The following is a 20420-nucleotide window of genomic DNA, read 5'->3' as shown; positions in this document are numbered from 1 at the left end:
ATCAAGATGATTTTTCATCAAGATATCGTCTTTTTTTATTTAGATTTTATTAAATACCTTTAAATTCAAAGGAGAAGTGTTTATCTTCATTTTTTGTGATATATTCATCAAGAGTAGGTGCACCCCAAGAATCATCACCGCCAACACCGTACATACCAGCAGAAGCTCTGAGAACTGTATGATGTGGTCTAGCTAAATCATAATGATGTCTAGCATTTTCAATTTCATGTGGATTGTATGGAAGAGCAGAAGCTTCAAATGGAGTTGCAGAAGAAATTCTAACACCTCTACCGCGTCTATCTGTTACTTCAAACCAACGAACATCACAATGGTTTCCACATTCTTGTGGTACTAAATATGGCTGAATTTCATCTTGTGTTGTAGTAGTGAAGATGCCTAATTTGCCACCTTCTTTACGGTCGATATAATTATCACATGGACCTAAACCATAGTATTTAATTTGGTCATAATCAACTGGAAGTGTAAAGAGCATACCAAAATCAGGAATAGCAGGAAGACCTTCTACTTTTTTGTAATCCATATCAACTTTAACAACGCCATCACCTGTAACAGTATAAGTTACTACTACATGAGCTACTGGTCTTGTTGCAAGTTCATAAGTGTATTTTACAGTTGCAGATTCATTACCATTTTCAGATACTTGCATATCTACGCATTTAGTGTACATGCTTGCTAATTTCCATTGAGCTGTATCAAATGGCATACCACAACCATTATCATTGTCGATAGGTGCTCTCCAGAAATTCATTTTAGGGAATTCTTCAATGAGTTCTACGCCATTATATTTATAAGAAGTAAGCATTTTTCTATCAGCTGAGAACATAACGCTGAAGCCTTCGCCTTTTACGCCAATATTGAAATCGGATTTAACGACTTTAATTGGAGCTACTGCTTTTTTATCTGCTTTGCCTTCTTTTGTGAATACATATTGACCGAAAGCTACTTCATGACCACAATTTGCCCAAATAGTTGCTTGTTTCAATACTAAAGAAGCTGTAACTACATATTCACCTGCGCCAAATGTAGGTAATGTATAAGCCACTTCACCTGTTTGACCTGCATTGATATCAGCAGTTAATTTTTTCTGCCAAACATTTTTGCCATTTTTAGCTAAAGCAATAATTAAATCATAATCACTTGTATTTGTGAATAAAGATTTATTGATGATTTTTACACCAGTTTCACTTGGAACGAGTGTGAAGTTTTGATAATTGAATTTAACTTCTTGTAATTTAGAAGTTGGTGCATGATCTGCAAATACGATACCATTACCAGAGAAGTTATAATCACATGGTCTATCGCCAAAATCGCCACCATAATTCATTACATCATTGCCATATAAATCTCTAGTCCAGATAGCTTGGTCTGCAAAGTCCCAAATAAATCCGCCTTGATATAATGGTTCTTCATCAGTTAAATCAGTGTATTTATGCATACCACCATTACTGTTACCCATGGAATGAGTATATTCACAGCAAATAAATGGTTTTTCTCTATATTTAGATAAGAATTCTTTTATCTGTGCTACTTTTGTATACATCTGGCTTTCCATGTCGCTTGTACCATCATAACGACGTTCATCAGGCATAGCCAACAATACCATTTTTCCACTTGCTTCATTAACACGGTCCCAGCAAATGCTTTCATAATGAACTAAGCGAGATGGGTCAGCTTTACGGAAGTATTCAGACATATCATAGATATTTTTACCACCATAAGATTCATTACCACAAGACCAAATAATGATACTAGCATGGTTTTTATCGCGTTCAAGCATGGATTTTGCTCTATCCAATACTGCTTCATGCCAATGTGGATGATCATTTGGTACAGTATTTTTATCACAGCGTACACTTCCGCGAATTTGCCAAGAACCATGTGTTTCCATATTTGTTTCATCAATTACATAGAAACCATAGATATCGCAAAGTTCATATAATTTACTGTTATTTGGATAGTGAGATGTTCTGATAGCATTGATATTATTTAATTTCATAATATCTAAATCGTGAGCGATTTTGCTTTCAGGAATAGCACGACCATAGTAACAATCGAATTCATGGCGGTTAACACCTTTAAATACAATGCGTTTGCCATTGATTTTCATGATATTGCCGTCCATTTTAAATTCTCTAAAACCAATGTTTTGTGGAATGATTTCTACTACATTATCATTTTCATCTTTTACAGTGAAAGTAGCTTTATAAAGATTTGGATATTCTGCACTCCAAAGTTTTACGTTTTCAACATCTGCTGTAAATACGCTTGTAGCACCTGTAATTTCTTGAACTGTATCAATTACTACATTTTCTTCATTATCTACTAATTTAACTGCTAATTTTTTAGCATTTTCATTGTTCCATTTGAAATCAATAGATAATTTACCATCTTTATAATCATTGCAAGGAGTTGCATGAATAAATAAATCATCAACATGAACTTGTGGTTTTGTATAAAGATATACATTGCGATAAATACCGCTAAAGCGCCAGAAATCTTGGTCTTCAAGCCAGCTAGCAGAGCTGAAACGATAAACCTGTACTGCTAATTTATTTTCACCTTCAACGAGATAAGGTGTTAAATCAAATTCTGATGGTGTACAGCTATCTTCGCTATAGCCTACAAATTTGCCATTGAGCCATAAAGCCATTGCACTATCTACGCCCTGGAAAGATACAAATACTTCATTCCAGCCTTGTGGCACTGTAAAATATTTTACATAAGATGCGATTGGATTATTTTCTGTAGGAATTTCACCTTCGTTTAATTCTTCATGACCGTCCCAAGGATAAGCTACATTTGTATATTGAGGTTTGCCGTAACCTTCCATTTGAATATGTGCTGGAACACGAATTGTATCCCAAATTTTACAGTTATAATCTGTTTTTTCAAAACCTTCAATACGAGATGCTAAATTTTTTGCATAAGAGAAATACCATAATCCATTTAAAGATTGACGCATGGACATTTCTTCATTGAGCATTTCTTCTTCATTAGCATAATAATGATGGTCGCTATGTGCAGGTAGACGATTATCTGCAAAATATGTTGAGTCTGCCAATTTACTTATGTCGAAAATTTTTTGTTCCATAAAATATCCTCCTAAAAATTCTTATTACTTTGTTATTTCTATATAAGTATTAAAAAACCTTGCATCTAATTTAAATAAATTATTATATTATCTCAATAATTCAAAATACTTTTACTAAATGCTCAGTATGTAAACGTTTGCTTTAAAATATATAAAATATTTCAGAATTATAAAAAATATAATAAATTTCGAATTAGAACTTATTTATATTATATACAAATAGACAGAAAAATATGTAATATGTTAAACTAAATAATATAACATTTTGAAACAGGTGATTTTATGCCTCTAAAAATCAGAAAAACAATTTTACGTGAACCATTTATTTTTGATACTATAGGAAATCATTGGGAACAACCACCTGTCTATCGTCCAAAAGGATATCCATTATATCATTATTTACAGACAGAAACAGGCTGTGGTGTAGTAGATATCCAACAAAAACAATATACATTAAATGAAGGCGAAGGTATTTTAATCGCACCTTTTACACCGCATTCATACAGTGGCAAAACTAAACAATGGATAACATCTTTTATAACTTTCACAGGAATTATTGAAAGCACTATTCCGCAAATATTAGGAAATCACAAAGCTATTTTCATCAACAAAGAACAAGGCATTGCTATCGGAAAATTAATCTGTGATATGACAGATAGATATGAAAATCCTTCTATTGAAGCGAATTCATTTTCCATTGATTGCTATAAATTACTGATGCATTTTATGGATAATGTCAATTTCAACAATTTACTAAATGAGCCTTTATATCAAAAATATGTATTACCTGTAATTAAAGAAATCGAAACTTCCTATGCTAGTGAAATCACAGTGCAAAAATTAAGCCAACAAGTGTATGTTACACCACAATATTTATCGCGCTTATTCTCTAAATTCTTAGGTTGCTCTGTCTATAAATATCTGACAAATTATCGTATCAACAAAGCAAAAGAATTATTACTAACTCATCAACGCATGGAAATTCAACAGATTTCTCAATTAGTAGGCTTTTTAGATACTAGCCATTTTATTGCTATGTTTAAAAAATTTACAGGAATAACACCTCTTGATTTTCGCAAACTCAATTAAAAAAAGCTAAGATTAATGGTTTTTATCATTAATCTTAGCTTTTATTTTTATTATTTACCTGTATCTGCCATGCGTTTTGCTAAACGTTTTTTATCAGAATATCTTCTAAATGTAACCCAAAGTGGGCTGGCAATGAATATAGATGTATATGCACCGCAGAAGAAACCTATCAATAAAGCAAAGGCAAAATCTTTTGTTGTATCTCCGCCAAAGAAATAAAGCGCAAATGTAGCGAATAATACTGTAGATACTGTATAAATAGAACGAGTCATAGTCTGATAAATACTTGTATTTACAAGTTCTACAATATCGCCATTTTTTCTAAAATGCAATTTTAAATTTTCGCGGATACGGTCAAAAATAACGATAGTATCATTTATAGAGTAACCGATAATTGTAAGTAATGCTGCTACAAATGAAGAATCTATTTGACGCTGAGTAAGTGCAAAAGCACCAAGTACAATAATTACATTGTGTACTAAGCCTAATACTGCTGAAATACCGAATTTAAATTCAAAACGATAAGATACATAAGCAATGATCAATAACCATGAAATAATTGTAGCATATATAGCATTCATGATAAGTTCAGTACCCATTGTAGCACCGACTTTTTCTTCACGAAGCACTTGATATGCACCTAGTTTATCAGTTAAACCAGCCATTACTTCTTTACGTTCTTGTTCTTCTAAATCTACAGTTCTTATCATTACATTTTCAGATTCTGTAGATGAACTAGATTCTCCAGAAAGCTGAATTGTACTATTGCTCAAATTATATTCATTTAAAACAGCACGTACATCATTTATATTTACAGCTTTTTCAAAGCGTAAATCCATGATAGTACCACCAGTAAAGTCAATACCCATATTAAAGCCACGAGTTACCATGAAAAACAAGCTGGCAATAATCAATAATGAAGATATTGCATACCATATCTTGCGTTTACCAATAATATCAAATCTAGCCATTATTTCATGTCACCGTCCTTTACTTTATGACCTAAAGATACACCATAAATACGTGGGTCAGTGAATAATCTAGCTGCAATCAAATGTTTAAGCATAAACTGTGTTAATGTAATAGCTGTAAACATACTGATGACAACACCAAGACCTAAGGTAATGGCAAAACCACGAATTGGACCTGTACCAAAGAAGAATAATACTGCTGCTGCAATAATTGTAGTTAAGTTTGAGTCAAAAATTGTAGTAAAGGCACGTTTAAAACCTGAATCCATCGCCATGCGAAGTGTCTTGCCAGCTTTTACTTCTTCTTTGAAATGTTCAAAGATAAGTACGTTGGCATCAACCGCCATACCGATAGACAAGATAATACCCGCCACCCCTGGAAGCGTGAGCGTAGCATCTAATAACTTAAGCACGAATAATAAAATTATTACATAAGCCATCAAGCTTAAATTTGCAATCAAACCAGAAACACGATAGAAAAGTAACATAAATACAAAAATCGCACCTACACCAACAGTGAATGCAAATACGCTTTTATCTTTACTATCTTGACCAAGTGTTGGGCCTACTGTACGAGTTTCTATAATATCAACTTTTACAGGAAGTGCACCAGAACGTAAAAGCACTGCTAAATTATGTGCTTCTTCAAGATTTCTAGAACCTGTTATTACTGCTTTACCACCAGTAATTGGTTCATTAACACGTGGAGCTGTTAAAACTTCACCATCAAGTAAAATAGCAATTGTTCTGCCTACATTCGCAGAAGTTAAATCAGCAAATTTTTGAGCACCTTCATCAGTGAATTCAATAGCTACTTCATTTTGATTATTTTGTGTAGTTTGTTCTCTAGCATCTTTTAAATCTGTACCGCTTAAAACAGTATTGCCTTCTTCATCTTTGAATTCAAGCATAGCTGTTTTACCAAGTACAGCAATAGCTTTATCTGGATCTTTAACACCAGGAAGCTCAATAATAATACGGCGTTCGCCTTCACGCTGAATGATTGGCTCTGTCAAACCAAGTTCATTTACACGTTTTTCCATGATTTTTACTACACGGTTCATAGCATCATCATTAACTTGTGCTTGCTCTGTATCTACACCTTCTAAAACGACATGAGTACCACCTTGAAGGTCTAAACCTTGTCTTATTGAGCCAGCTAGTGGTGCTATAAATGCAGCAAAAACACCAACGATAACAATAATTACCGCTAATAATTTCAATAAAGGATTTTGTTTCAAAATATCTTCCCCCAATATCCTTATAATTATCTGTATTTTATAGTAGTATTTTCTGTCAAAATCATATCTACTTTGATATCGTAATCGTCTTTGATTACTTCATCAACTAATTGACAATCATATACTGCTGCTATTTTTTTAGCGTTGATAGCTTTTACTAAATATCTATCATAATAGCCACCACCCATACCGAGTCGATAACCTTTTTTATCTAGTCCTACAGCAGGCACTAAAATAAAATCTATATCTTGTGGCTTTACAATTTTTAGATTTTCTTCTTTTACTGTCAAAATATTATATGCACCTACAACTAATTCATCTAAAGATTTTATTAAAGTCGCTTGCATTATTTTCATATTTTTATCAGTAATATAAGGCAGGCAAATTTGTTTGCCTGCCTTGAGAGCATTTGTTATTAATTCTTTTGTCTGAAATTCATCAGGCATTGAAGCATATAAAAAACATATCTGAGAATTTTTATATTCCTCAAGTTCTACAATTTTCTTTGTAATTACTGCTGAATACTCATTTTTCTGGATTAATGTTAACGCTCTTCTTTTTGCTAAAAGTTCTTTACGTTGAACCTTTTTATTATTTGTTAGCTGGGTTAGCATTTGTTTTTTCCTGAGTTAAATCTCTAGCTACAGCAGCACTGCTGATTTTAATTTCTACATTATCAGCAATTCTAATTCTAATGAAATCAGATTTTTCTAAATCAATATAAGTAATTTCCCCATGGATACCACCTATAGTTAAAATACGATGACCTACTTTTAAATTGTCCATCATTGTATTGCGTTGTTTTTGTTGTTTTTTCTGTGGACGATAAAGTAAGAAATAGAAAATTATTACCATTAATACTATTGGTCCATAAGAATAAAGACTTGCCATCATTGAATCACTCATAAAAAAATTCTCCTCATCATAAAAAATTATATTAATTTATTTTATATTAGCTATAGTATAGCATAATACCTCTATTTATTTACAAATATTCCTCAAAATTTACACAGATTTTGCATTGAATGAGAAATTAGCTGTAAATTTGCGATAAAATTCTGGGAACCTATCTTCCATGATAGATTGACGCATCTGTCTCATAAAGTCAATTAAGAAATGAAGATTATGGATTGTTAATAAACGTAAACCAAAGATTTCATTTACACGGACTAAATGACGAATATAAGCTCTAGAATAATTTCTGCAAGTATAGCAATTGCAATGTTCATCAATTGGGTGGAAATCATGCTCATACTGTGCATTTTTTATTACTAAACGGCCATTCCATGTCATAGCTGTTCCATTTCTAGCTACACGAGTAGGGTATACACAGTCAAACATATCTATACCTCTCATTACACCTTCAACTAAACAATCTGGCGTACCTACACCCATCAAATAACGTGCTTTATTTTGTGGTAAATGTTCCAAAGTGATATCGAGCATTTCATACATCAATTCTTTTGGTTCACCAACACTTAAACCACCAACAGCATATCCAGGGAAATCCATATCCACTAAACGATTAGCACATTCGATACGTAAATCTTTATACATACCACCTTGTACGATACCGAATAAACCTTGATTTGGATTTGTCATCGTATCTTTACAACGCTGTGCCCAACGAAGTGTAAGCTCCATAGACTCACGAGTATATTTGAAATCAGCAGGATATGGTACACATTCATCAAATGCCATGATTATATCTGCACCTAAATCCATTTGTGATTGTGTAGCAATCTCTGGAGATAAAAACTTTTTAGAACCATCGATATGAGAACGGAAAGTTACACCTTCTTCAGATATTTTACGTAAATCGCCTAAACTAAATACCTGAAATCCGCCACTATCTGTCAAAATAGCTCTATCCCAATTCATAAATTTATGCAAACCGCCAGCTTCTTTCACAAGCTTAGAGCCAGGACGCAAAAATAAATGATAATTGTTACTTAAAATAATTCCAGCACCCATTTCTTTTAATTCTTCCGGTGCTAAAGTCTTAACACTAGCCTGAGTACCAACAGGCATAAAAATAGGTGTATCAAAACTACCATGTGGTGTATGAATACGACCAGCACGTGCTCCAGTATGTGGACACTGCTTTATAAGTTCATAAGTAATTGCAGGTTTCATTATGCCTCCAAGATAAATATATTTATTCGTTTTCCTTTTAAATAAAAGAAAATGAACTAAAAAGAAAATTTTCCTAAAAAGAACTATCTTATTCTATAAACATAGCATCGCCAAAACTAAAGAAACGGTATTTTTCTTTTACTGCTTGTTCATATGCGGAAAGTACATATTCTCTGCCAGCAAAAGCGCTGATTAACATGATTAAAGTTGATTTTGGTAAATGGAAATTAGTGATAATAGAATCTACGATTTTAAATTTATAGCCAGGATAAATAAAAATGCCTGTTTCTTCTGCTATTGGAGAGATAGTGCCATCTTCTTTCGCAGCTGATTCTAAAGTACGGATAGATGTTGTACCTACAGCGATTACTCTACCGCCATTAGCTTTAGTTTGATTGATAATATCTGCTGCTTCTTTTTCAATATGGTAGAATTCTTTATGCATTACATGGTCTTCAATATTATCTACATTTACAGGGCGGAAAGTGCCAAGACCTACATGAAGTGTTACAAAAGCTAAATTTACACCCATTTCTTTTATTTCCGCTAATAATTCTTTTGTAAAATGAAGACCTGCTGTTGGTGCTGCTGCTGAGCCTTCTTCTCTTGCATATACAGTTTGATAGCGATTTTTATCTTCTAATTTTTCATGAATATATGGTGGAAGTGGTGTTTCACCCAATCTATCCAAGATTTCTTCAAAGATACCATCAAATTTAAATTCTACAATACGACCGCCAAAATCTGTATGACCTACAACTTCACAAGCAAGCTCATCACTAAATTCAATGATATTACCTAATTGAGCTTTTTTACCTGGTTTTACTAAAACTTCCCATTGATTAGTATTTGTTAAACGCTTTAATAAAAATACTTCAACTTTACCGCCTGTTTTTGCTCTATGACCAATAAGACGAGCAGGCATTACCTTTGTATCATTAAATACTAAAGTATCACCTTTGCGTAAATACTGTTTAATATCATAAAAATGTTTATGTTCAATAGTTTTTTCTTTGCGATTTAACACCATCAAGCGTGAATGGTCACGTTTAGCACATGGTGTTTGAGCTATTAATTCTTCTGGAAGATTATAGTCAAACTCATTTAATAGCATTAAATATTATCCCCTTTATTTTTATTTATACATATCTTTTATATTTACATCACTATAATAATGATATAAAATTTGCTGATATTTTTTACCTTTATCCGCTAAAGATTTTGCTCCCCATTGAGACATTCCCAAACGATGACCAAAACCACTGCCTTTAAAAATCAATTTTTTATCATCTTTATCAATTTTTAAAGTATCGCCTTTAGCTTTTTTATTACCTTCTAATTCTATAGTAAAATTGCTACTTTTTAAACCCAATAAACTGCGAAGCTGTGTCTTGGTCAATTCCACAGATTTTTTATTACTGCCTATAAATTTTACAACTTGCGGTTTACTTGCTTTATTTGGATTTTTTTTCAATCCACTAAAATCTATTTCTTTTATTGTACCAATATCACTATATGAATTTTTTATAGATTTACTTAAATTATCTACTGTTACAGATACTGCCCAACTTTGATATGGAGATTGTTCTTCTTTATCTTCTACTTCTCTCAAATAAGGCACATTGACATTCCAAACATTGATACTGTCATCAGTTTGACCACCTGAAGCTGCATGAAATACTGAACATATAGGTTGATTTAAATAAACAATGACTTCTCCTTTTGTAGCATCTATAGCTTTATTCGTAGTCGCAGCTTCTGAATCCATACCACCATAAACTTGGCAATCTGTCGTCACGCAGACATCAAAACCTTCTTTTGTATGTTTTCGATCAAGCTTATCGTATAAAGCAAAAGTTCTAGCAGCTACAGCTTGAGCTTTCAAAGCTTCTATATTCCAACTAGCAGGCATTTCTTCTGGTACGACACCATATAAATATTCATCAATTAATAAACGATTTATCACTGTAAGCCCTGCTTTATGCGGTTGAATAATCAAATTTCCTCTATAACGTTTGCCATTGACAATTACAGGAGCATTATCTTTGACTGCCACCACTAAAGTAGTAGTTTCCTTACCCTTTTTATTGACATAAACAGTTCTATCTTTTTGACGAATATTTACTTCATTCATCTTTTTAAATTTATAATTTACTTTATTGTCGACATCTTTGACCACAAAATCATCATTTGCTGTGATTACAACTTCTTGTACACCTTGTAATAATCCCACTCTTACATATGGAGCTGATGATTGTGCTGATATTACTTGCATATTACTTACAAATGCACAACAGCATAATAGACAAATAAGATATAGATATTTTTTCATATTTAATATCCTCTTTTATTTTTTATTCTATTTTTATTTATTTTAGATTTGACTGCTTTCTTCTGTCCAGAATATGTTATCTGACAATAAACAAAGAAAATCAACGCTAAAATAAATGCCACTAAACTAGTTGTCTGTGCAGATGTAAAGCTTAAAAATACAGGAGTAGCATAATCGCCACGCAAAAATTCCAAGCCAAAGCGAGCTAAACTATATAACATTATATATAAAGAAAAAGCTTGACCTTTGGCATGAGGAAAAGCTCTAAAAATCAACAATAGAGCAAAAATCACAAAATCAATTTGACCTTCCCATACTTCAGCAGGCCATAATGGTTGAGCACCATACGTATGGTAAGCAAGCGTTGTTTCTGGATAAATAATACCAAAATTACTACCAGTTGGCGCACCAAAAGCATCGCCATTTAATAAATTAGCACAACGACCAATGGCTTGCCCTAAAATAATTGCAGGAGCTACGATATCAGCCAGTGCTAAGATATCTATTTTATGACGTTTAGCATAAATAATTCCTGCTCCCACGCCAAAAACAATACCACCTTGAATAGCCATACCACCTTGCCATACATAAAAAATTTCACTTAAATGATGACTATAATATGCCCAATCAAAGAAAAATACGTCCCACAATCTAGCGCCCACAATACCAGCGATACCACTATAAATACCGATATCTACAATATGATTATGCCATCTGCCATCTTGTTTTGCTAAGAAATAAGCCACACCTGTTGCCAAAATAATACTCAAAGATAAAATCAGACCATATGCTCTTATCGGAAAATCACCAACAAAAAATAAATATTGGTGCATACTATCACCTCAGTATATTATTTTATATTGGTCAAATCTGTTATCCACATGATTTCAGCATCTTCACCATCTTCATAATATCCACGACGGCGACCTACAGATTTAAAACCTAATGATTCATACAAATGCATTGCTCCTTTATTACTTGGTCGAACTTCTAAAGTCATAGCATTTGCCTTTCTTTCTTGAGAAATCTTGATGATTTCCTTCATCATCAATCGACCTATACCTTTATTCTGATATTCAGGAGTTATAGCTACATTTGTTATTTGAGCTTCATCAAATAATATCCAAACACCTACATAGCCAATGACTCTTTCGCCATCTAAAGCCAACAAATAATAAGCTTTATCATTAGAAGCTTCCTGCCAAAAAGATTGTCTTGACCATGGCATATCAAAACAAGATTTTTCTACAACTTCCACAGCACTTGCATCTTCTGGAGTCATTTTACGAAAATTTATTTGCATATTTTCACCTTATAAATCTGTTAATTTTTCGCCATGACGTTTTTCCCATAAAACTTCAGCTTCTGAACGGCGAATATATACAGGTTCTAAATCCATGATATTATCATAATCTTCATTTTCAAATCTAGCTTTTGCTGCCATAGCCACATTACTTGCTCTAGGCATACAAAGATGTGGTAAACCTAAAGAAACATTTTCATATTGAGCGATTATATCTGCTTTCTTTTGAGCGATATCTCCCACAAATACTACTGGTTTATCCAAAGTAGAACAATATTTTACCACTTCTTCAAAATCCATCACGCAAGTTTGTTTTTTCTCATCAAAGCCCTTGCCATTCCACTCATACAAAGCAAAATAAGCATTGCTTTTTTGTGCATCTAATACACTTGCCACATATACACCTGGCACTGGATAATGATAAGCCATAGCCTCTAATGAAGATACAGCCACTACAGGAATAGATAAAGCATATGATAACATTTTAGCAGTAGCAAGACCTATGCGTAACCCTGTAAAAGAGCCCGGTCCTATGCTTATAGCTACACCTGTTAAATCAGACTTATCCATATGTGCAATTTTTAAAACATCTTGCACATGCCCTAATAAAACTTCTGATTGGGGTAATTTTAATTGCATGATAATCTCTGCAACTAATTTATCTTTTTGCACAATAGCAGCACCTGAAACTATTGTTGAAGTATCAATCGCTAATATTGCCACAGGGCTTCAACTCCTCATAAATATTTTTATATTTTTGACCTTCAAGATTGATAGTAATTATACGCTTTTGTTCACTATCGCCACGCTCGATTTTTAAATGCAAATAATCTTCTGGCATATAGGCAAAAAATCTATCTGGCCACTCAATCAATACTACTTCATCTTCAACATCAGTATACTCGTAAAAACCGATTTCCTCTAAATCTTCTGGTTGCTCTAAACGATATAAATCAAAATGATATATACGCTTTTTACCTTCATATACATTCATTAAATTAAAAGTAGGACTTGTAACGATTTCTTTTACTTTTAATGCCTTACATAAACTTTGTGTAAATAAAGTTTTACCTGCACCTAAATCACCTTCAAGACAAATTATCAAATTATCTTGAATTAAATTTGCTATCTTTTCACCTAAAAGACTTGTTTGTTCAGGTGAATTTGTAGTTATTGTAAACATATTTCACCTCAAAAATTCATTTTAATCATATTATTTAAAATCATCAACTACGCAAATGCTAGCACCTGTTTTTCTTGCAGCTGCCAAGCCTACGTCAGAGTCCTCAAAAATAATGGTATCTTCTGGCTTAACCTTAAAATATTCCATTGCTTTTAAAAATCCTTCTGGGTCTGGCTTACCATTTTTCACATCATCAATAGTAAAAATAACATCAAATAATTCTAATCTGCCAAAATAACGCAAAATATCTTTAGAATTACTTGAACCACTTGTTACTACAGCTGTATGATATTCATTTTTCATAGCTTTAATAATATTAAACAAATGAGTATTTTCTGTAGCATATTTTAGATTTTCTTCATAATATAATTTCTTAGCATCATGAATTTCTTCAAAACGATTTTCAGGAACACCCATTATCGGTAAAAATCCACGATAAGTAGGGCCCCAACATTTTTCAACATATATATCGTAATCAAAAATCACAGGTAATCCAGCTCTTTCAATAGCTTCACGATATGCCATATAATTCACTCTGCGCGTATCAAATAAAGTACCATCTAAATCACAAATAACTAATTTACTTTTTTCCATTAAAAATCCCCTTAGGTTATTTAAAATCTATCATTATTTTTTACAATATCTATGTTATTCTATCACATCTAAAGATACTTGTCTTTTATATCTATGGTTTTTCTTGCAAACAACTTTATTTTCTTACCAAAATAATAAAGCTACTTTCGATTTTATCTCTAAATCAAAAGTAGCTTTATTTTATATTCATACTTAGTCAATTAATTTATTTGCTCTAAGTACAGTTTTTATACTTTCTGCACTAAAATGAAGAGCTTTTAATTCATCTTCTGGTAAATCTATAGCTAATCGTTTTTCTACACCATTTGCACCAATGATACTTGGCAAGCTAAGTGCTACATCTGTTAAGCCATATTCGCCTTCAAGCGGAGTAGAAACTGGTGTTACACAACGTTCATTAAACATAACAGCACGAGCTAATCTACAAGCGCCCATTGCTATACCAGTATTTGTCCAACCTTTAGACAATAATACATCATATGCTGTATTTACTACTTCCTGAGCTATAGCTTTTTTATCAAAATCACTGTTATGATCATAATATTTATCTAAATCAGCTAAACGCACACCACCAATGCTGATTGTAGACCATGCAGGAAAAGCAGAATTACCATGTTCACCAAGCATAAAGCCCTGAACATCTTTAGCATCAACATTATAATGATTTGCTATGATGCGTTTTAAGCGAAGTGTTTCTAAAGTAGTCCCTGTACCGAATAATTTTCCTTTTTCATAACCAAATTTAGTAGCTGCCAAATATGTAGTTACATCAAGCGGATTAGTAATCATGATAAAAGGTGTATTTTTTGTATATTTTGTAACCTCTGTCATGATTTCGCCAATAACTTTTACATTTCGTTCTGCAAGTATTAGTCTGTCTAATTTTTCCCCAGGTAAGATACTAGGGCCACCAGAACAAATAATTATATCAGCATCTTTACACTGACTAAAATCGCCTGAATAAACTTTCATACCTGGTACATACGTACAAGGTGTCGCATGAGTTGCGTCTAAAGCTTCGCCATGAGCTACTTTTTCATTAATATCTATACATACGATTTCAGCAGCTAAATTCATTGCCATTGCTTGTGTTAATACAGCTGAACCTACATGACCAAGACCTATAATTGCCAATTTACTCATTTTCATTCTAATTACCCCCATATCACAAAACCATCAATCTCATTTTATTAAATAAATGGTTCGATTTTTTATGATATAGCAAATAATCATTATTGTCAACATGTAAACCAGTTTATCCTTTTTGCTTTTCAAATATTTTCGCCATCATTTTCTTTACAAGTCTTACACTCTGATCAAATTTTTCCGTATCACTATCTGATAAATCAGTCGTACTTTCCATAAAAATAAGTCTTTGCGATTTTTGATGTTCCTTTAAAAAATTTCTACCTTTTTCACTCAAAGAAATTTGACTATATCTTCTATCCTTACTTAAACAAGTCTTTTTAATAAATTCTTTTTTCACTAATTTATCAATGATAGGACTCATTTGTTGTTTTGATATAGATAAATGTTTTGCTAGCTCTGTTACAGTAGCAAATGTATCCTCTTTTTCAAAAAGATAATACATCACTGCAAAGTGATTGAGTGGTAATGGCAAAGCTGCAGTTCGCCATAATTTGTGATTATAAGTCATCATAATATCAAACAAATCAAAATAAATATCTGATATCTTTCTGCTATTCTTCTCCAAAAATTTCTCTCCCTTTGTCAAAATTTAATAATAAAAAATTTTATTTTTTCAAAGATTAAAACCAGATTAAAAACTGTCTTCAAGAGTGCAAAATTCTTGACTTTTCAATAGATATACTATACTATAGAACACGATAATAGTAAATACTTGTGTACTATCAGCTATTTATAAAAAATCTAAAAAGCTGATTATAAAGCTGTGCTAAAGCACAGCTTTTGAAATTTATCAAAGGAGGTTTAATAATTTTGGCCACACAATCAAAGAAAAAAGCTGTTATCCTAGTTGTAGCCATAGTAGTTATAGCACTTATTGGATATCTTGCATATTCTAAGTTAACAGCTACATCACAGGGCAACAAAACAGCAGGTGGTCCTGCAACTGTAAAAGCAATGCAGGTAATCAAACGTGATACACCACTTAATTATGAATATGCTGGTAATATCAAATCAACAGACGAAGTAAAAATCACTTCTCGTGTTTCAGGCACAATTGTTGAAAAATATATTACAGGTGGCGAATTCGTACAAGCAGGTCAACCACTTTACAAAATTGACAGTCGTCAATATGAAAGTACATTGCTCTCAGCTCAAGCAACATTAGCTCAATCTCAAGCTAATTATCAAAATGCTTTAGCTACATTACAAAATGCTCAAGTAGATAATAACCGTTACCAAACATTATTATCTCAAAACGCAATTTCCGATCAACAAGCTGCAACTCAACAATCTCAAGTAGAAGCTTTAACTGCATCATTGCAAGCTCAGCAAGCAATCATTGATTCCAATGCTGCTCTTGTAAAAAAAGCTCAAGAAGATTTAGATGATACAGTTGTTTATGCCCCAACTTCTGGTAAACTCGATATCAATGATATTGATGTAGGTGCTTATGCTACTGCTGGAAGTACAGTTCTTGTAACAATGGGCTCTGTAGACCAGGTATATGCTCAATTTAATGTAAGTGAAAATGAATATTTAAATCTTGCATCTTTCTTTAATAGTGATACTAACAATGTAACTATCACTTTAAGTGATGGTACAGAATATCCTGTTTCTGGTCACCTTGTGCAAGTAGACCGTTCTTTAACTACAAATACTGGTACACTTGCAATCAATGCTTTATTTGATAATCCAGATGGTCTTTTACTTCCTGGTATGTTCGCTCGTGTAAAAATTTCTGGACAAGTAATTCCAAATGCTACTTTAATTCCACAACGTGCAGTACAACAAGTTCTTGAAAAAACTTTCGTAACTGTAGTAGGTCCAGACAATAAATCTGTAAGTAAAGCTGTTACTTTAGGTGATAAAGTTGGTAGTTATTGGATTGTTAAAGATGGTTTAGATGCTAATGACGTTGTTGTTGTTGAAGGTCTTACTAAATTACAAGAAGGCGTTCCTCTTAACGTCACTATGGTAACTCCTGAAGAATTAGGTTTAACTTTTTAATCAGGGGGTGCTATAATTGTCAAGATTCTTTATAAATCGTCCGATATTTGCTATTGTTATATCTTTAATCATTGTAATCTTAGGTACAATTTCTGCTTTTAACTTACCAATAGCACAATATCCACAGATTTCTCCACCTACAATTACTGTAAGCACAACTTATACAGGTGCCAATGCTGATACCGTAAATGAAACTGTCGCTCAAGTAGTTGAACAGCAAGTAAACGGTGTTGAAGGCATGGACTATATGAGTTCTACTGCTTCAAATGATGGTAGATATAGCTTACAAGTAGTCTTCAAATTAGGTACTGATGGTGATATGGACTCAGTAAAAGTACAAAACAATGCTTCTACTGCTGAACCAAGCTTACCAACTGATGTTCAAACATATGGTCTTACTACTCGTAAAGCCTCTAGTGATATGGCAATGGTATTGACTTTAACATCACCTAATGGTACTTATGATAGTGTTTTCTTAAAAAACTATGCTGATATTTATCTCGTAGATAAAATTAAACGTGTTCCAGGTGTTGGGGACTTAAACGTATTCGGTGCTGACTATGCAATGCGTCTTTGGATCAATCCTGATAAATTAGCGGAACTTGGTCTTACTGTAGCTGATGTTGTCAGTGCAGTAAAAGAACAAAACATTCAGGCTCCTGCTGGTACAATCGGTCAGATGCCTGCACCAAAAGACCAAGAATTCCAATATACAGGTAAAGTTCAAGGTCGTTTAATAACACCTGAAGAATTTGGAAACATCATTATTCGTTCTGATAATAATAGTGGTTCCTTCGTTCGTGTAAAAGATGTTGCTAGAGTAGAAACTGGCGCTCGTACAAATAATATTTCTGCTAAACATAATAATCAAAATTCTGTAGGTTTCGGTGTTCAGCTTACAAGTGATGCTAACGCAATGGAAACTGTAAGCCAAGTAAAAGAAATCCTTGAAGAAGCTAAAGCAGATTTCCCTCCTGATTTAGAATATGAAGCAGTTGTAGATAATACAACATATATCAGCGAATCTATTCAGGAAGTTGTTAAAACATTTGTTGAAGCCCTCTTACTCGTTATGCTCATTGTATATATCTTCTTACAGAGCTGGCGTGCAACTTTAATTCCAATGCTCGCTGTACCAGTTTCCCTTATCGGTACTTTTGCAGCCTTCATTGTATTAGACTTTACTATTAATACACTTACCTTATTCGGTATGGTTCTTGCCATCGGGCTTGTTGTCGATGATGCTATCGTTGTTATCGAAAACGTTGAGCGTCATATGGCAGAAGATGGTCTTGACCCTAAAGAAGCAACAGGTCGTGCTATGGACGAGGTACAAGGTCCAGTTGTCGCTATTGCCTTCACACTTGCCTCTGTATTCGTACCAGTAGCAGGTTTAGGCGGTATGACAGGGGTTTTATATCGTCAGTTCGCTTTGACTATTGCTATTTCTATGGCATTATCTGCCTTTGTGGCTTTAACACTTACACCTGCACTTTGTGCTACTTTGTTAAAACCACATACTCCTAATGAAAATAAAGATTCTACTATAGGCAGTTTCTTTATTAGATTTAATCAATTTATGAATTGGATGACTAGAGGATATGTAAAATGTATTGCTTTCCTCATTGGTAAAGCTAAACTTTGCGTAGTATTCCTTGTAATTATCACAGCTCTCATGGCTGGTTTATTTAGAATATTACCAACTACATTCATTCCTCCGGAAGACCAAGGTTTCTATCTTGGTTCTGTAACATTACCAGAAGGTACTTCTTTAAATCGTACAGAAGAAATAATGGATGCCTTATCCCAAGAACTCAGACAAAATCCAGGTGTTGACCAGGTTATGGGTATTTCTGGTTATGATATTTTATCTGGTGGTGCAAAATCCAGTGCAGCTACTTTCTTCGTTGGTTTAAAACCATGGAGTGAAAGAACTACTCCAGAAACAAGTATCGATGCTGAAGTTGGTATGGCATTTAAACAAGGTATGAATTACCCAGAAGCTTCTATCATCGCTATGAACCCACCATCTCTTCCAGGTCTTGGTATGGTCAGCGGTTTCAATCTTCAATTACAAGATATGAGCGGTCATACTAATGAAGAATTAGATACTATCACTAAAAAAATCGTTGCTGCCGCTAATCAGCGTCCAGAACTTCAAGGTGTATATACTACTTACAGTATAAAATCACCAATATATGAATTTGAAGTAGACCGTGAAAAAGTTAAAAACTTAGGTTTAAATATTTCTGATGTATTCACTGCTCTCCAAGTAAACTTTGGTGGTACAGAAATCAACGATTTCAACCAATTTGGTCGTACTTATAAAGTAGTAATGCAAGCAGACAGCAATTTCCGTAATGAAGCTGATACAACACGTTTCATCTTTATTCGCGGATCTAATGGTCAAATGGTTCCATTAAATACTATAATTAAACCAAAATTAAATTCAGGTCCTGCTATCATCTCTCGTTTCAATGCTAGCAGAAGTGTTACAATTCAAGGTAGCCCAAAAGATGGATATAGCTCTGGTCAAGCCATGGCTGCTATCGAAGAAGTTGTAAAAGAAGTGGCACCTACTGGATTTAATATTGACTGGTCTGGTCAAAGCCGTGAAGAACGTGCTGCAACAAGCTCTACAACTCAAGTTATGGCTCTTGCTCTTGTATTCGTATTCTTATGCCTTGCTGCTTTATACGAAAGCTGGAGCGTACCATATGCTGTATTGTTGACTGTTCCAACCGGTATCTTTGGTGCTTTATTATCTGCATATGTCTTAAATATGCAAATCAGTATCTATATGCAAATCGGTATCATCGTTATCATCGGTTTAGCAGCTAAGAACGCTATTCTTATCGTAGAGTTCGCTAAAGTTCGTGTTGATACTGGTATGAAACCATTAAAAGCTGCTTTAGAAGCGGCAAAACTTCGTCTTCGTCCAATCATAATGACATCTCTTGCATTCATCATCGGCTGTTTACCACTTGCTGTAGCAACTGGTGCTGGTGCTGCTGCTCGTAATAACATGGGTATTGCCGTTGTTGGTGGTATGATTTTTGCCACTATCTTAGGTGTATTCTTAATCCCTGTTATGTATCTTGTTGTTATGAAAATAACTTCTTGGCTCACTGGAGATAAGAAAGTTAAACCAAAATCCGAAGTCGATAAATTTATGTAATTTTTTTGACCAATATTATCTTTTGATATAAAATAAAAATCGCTTTTTATGCTTATCTATGATATAATTGGCTAAATAAATACTATGAATAAGATGCTATAAATTTATAGCATCTTATTCTATAA

At 33.3% G+C, this 20420-nt stretch carries 18 protein-coding genes; 3 read left to right on the top strand and 15 right to left on the bottom strand.

What is annotated here, in order from left to right:
* Window positions 1-49: 49 nt before the first annotated feature.
* Window positions 50-3112 (bottom strand): beta-galactosidase, LacZ type, encoded by a 3063-nt coding sequence (gene lacZ, locus AC5LAX_RS06315; protein ID WP_288909430.1) that lies wholly within the window; start codon window positions 3110-3112, stop codon window positions 50-52.
* A 282-nt stretch (window positions 3113-3394) separates the two neighbouring features.
* On the opposite strand from lacZ, the gene AC5LAX_RS06310 reads away from it, so the two are divergent.
* On the top strand, window positions 3395-4201 hold the full coding sequence (locus AC5LAX_RS06310; protein ID WP_018998744.1) for an AraC family transcriptional regulator: 807 nt from the start codon (window positions 3395-3397) through the stop codon (window positions 4199-4201).
* Between the two features lie 50 nt (window positions 4202-4251).
* Here the strand turns inward: AC5LAX_RS06310 and secF are convergent, their stop codons facing one another.
* The 14 genes from secF to AC5LAX_RS06240 all read right to left on the bottom strand — a co-directional run bounded on the left by secF (window position 4252) and on the right by AC5LAX_RS06240 (window position 15675).
* Complete coding sequence (gene secF / locus AC5LAX_RS06305) at window positions 4252-5172, bottom strand: protein translocase subunit SecF (RefSeq protein WP_018998743.1); 921 nt, start codon at window positions 5170-5172, stop codon at window positions 4252-4254.
* Window positions 5172-6413: a protein translocase subunit SecD gene (gene secD / locus AC5LAX_RS06300; protein WP_008539663.1), complete on the bottom strand. Its 1242-nt coding sequence runs from the start codon at window positions 6411-6413 to the stop codon at window positions 5172-5174. Before secD ends, secF begins: the two co-directional genes overlap by 1 nt.
* A 26-nt stretch (window positions 6414-6439) precedes the next feature.
* Window positions 6440-7027 (bottom strand): 5-formyltetrahydrofolate cyclo-ligase, encoded by a 588-nt coding sequence (locus tag AC5LAX_RS06295; protein WP_018998742.1) that lies wholly within the window; start codon window positions 7025-7027, stop codon window positions 6440-6442.
* Window positions 7005-7319 (bottom strand): preprotein translocase subunit YajC, encoded by a 315-nt coding sequence (gene yajC / locus AC5LAX_RS06290; protein ID WP_008539659.1) that lies wholly within the window; start codon window positions 7317-7319, stop codon window positions 7005-7007. The genes AC5LAX_RS06295 and yajC overlap by 23 nt, the downstream gene beginning before the upstream one ends.
* 99 nt (window positions 7320-7418) lie before the next feature.
* The gene (tgt, locus tag AC5LAX_RS06285; protein ID WP_008539658.1) at window positions 7419-8549 is read right to left on the bottom strand and encodes a tRNA guanosine(34) transglycosylase Tgt; all 1131 of its coding nucleotides are present in this window, start codon (window positions 8547-8549) and stop codon (window positions 7419-7421) included.
* A gap of 88 nt (window positions 8550-8637) precedes the next feature.
* Window positions 8638-9663: a tRNA preQ1(34) S-adenosylmethionine ribosyltransferase-isomerase QueA gene (gene queA / locus AC5LAX_RS06280; protein ID WP_282927130.1), complete on the bottom strand. Its 1026-nt coding sequence runs from the start codon at window positions 9661-9663 to the stop codon at window positions 8638-8640.
* Window positions 9664-9684: 21 nt separating this feature from the next.
* Window positions 9685-10881, bottom strand: a complete 1197-nt coding sequence (locus AC5LAX_RS06275) for a SpoIID/LytB domain-containing protein (protein ID WP_288909429.1) — start codon at window positions 10879-10881, stop codon at window positions 9685-9687.
* Window positions 10882-10883: 2 nt separating this feature from the next.
* A complete protein-coding gene (lgt, locus tag AC5LAX_RS06270; protein WP_288909428.1) occupies window positions 10884-11714 on the bottom strand; it encodes a prolipoprotein diacylglyceryl transferase in 831 nt (276 codons plus the stop codon).
* Window positions 11715-11731: 17 nt separating this feature from the next.
* On the bottom strand, window positions 11732-12184 hold the full coding sequence (rimI, locus tag AC5LAX_RS06265) for a ribosomal protein S18-alanine N-acetyltransferase (protein ID WP_118204943.1): 453 nt from the start codon (window positions 12182-12184) through the stop codon (window positions 11732-11734).
* 9 nt (window positions 12185-12193) lie between these two features.
* Window positions 12194-12907 (bottom strand): tRNA (adenosine(37)-N6)-threonylcarbamoyltransferase complex dimerization subunit type 1 TsaB, encoded by a 714-nt coding sequence (tsaB, locus tag AC5LAX_RS06260; protein WP_117585683.1) that lies wholly within the window; start codon window positions 12905-12907, stop codon window positions 12194-12196.
* A complete protein-coding gene (gene tsaE, locus AC5LAX_RS06255) occupies window positions 12888-13367 on the bottom strand; it encodes a tRNA (adenosine(37)-N6)-threonylcarbamoyltransferase complex ATPase subunit type 1 TsaE (protein ID WP_266287063.1) in 480 nt (159 codons plus the stop codon). Before tsaE ends, tsaB begins: the two co-directional genes overlap by 20 nt.
* 30 nt (window positions 13368-13397) lie before the next feature.
* A complete protein-coding gene (locus AC5LAX_RS06250) occupies window positions 13398-13961 on the bottom strand; it encodes an HAD family hydrolase (RefSeq protein ID WP_091693107.1) in 564 nt (187 codons plus the stop codon).
* A gap of 192 nt (window positions 13962-14153) precedes the next feature.
* A complete protein-coding gene (locus AC5LAX_RS06245; RefSeq protein ID WP_018998735.1) occupies window positions 14154-15110 on the bottom strand; it encodes an L-lactate dehydrogenase in 957 nt (318 codons plus the stop codon).
* A gap of 106 nt (window positions 15111-15216) precedes the next feature.
* Window positions 15217-15675 carry a MarR family winged helix-turn-helix transcriptional regulator gene (locus tag AC5LAX_RS06240; protein WP_018998734.1) on the bottom strand — a complete coding sequence of 153 codons (459 nt, stop codon included), beginning with the start codon at window positions 15673-15675 and terminating at the stop codon, window positions 15217-15219.
* A gap of 245 nt (window positions 15676-15920) precedes the next feature.
* Here AC5LAX_RS06240 and AC5LAX_RS06235 point away from each other — a divergent pair, with 245 nt between their 5' ends.
* Together AC5LAX_RS06235 and AC5LAX_RS06230 are read left to right on the top strand one after the other, a co-directional pair.
* On the top strand, window positions 15921-17117 hold the full coding sequence (locus tag AC5LAX_RS06235; RefSeq protein ID WP_018998733.1) for an efflux RND transporter periplasmic adaptor subunit: 1197 nt from the start codon (window positions 15921-15923) through the stop codon (window positions 17115-17117).
* Window positions 17118-17133: 16 nt separating this feature from the next.
* Window positions 17134-20295: an efflux RND transporter permease subunit gene (locus AC5LAX_RS06230; protein ID WP_018998732.1), complete on the top strand. Its 3162-nt coding sequence runs from the start codon at window positions 17134-17136 to the stop codon at window positions 20293-20295.
* Window positions 20296-20420 lie beyond the last annotated feature (125 nt).

This window comes from Megamonas sp. (assembly GCF_986095205.1).
This window is presented reverse-complemented; position numbering and strand designations above follow the sequence as displayed.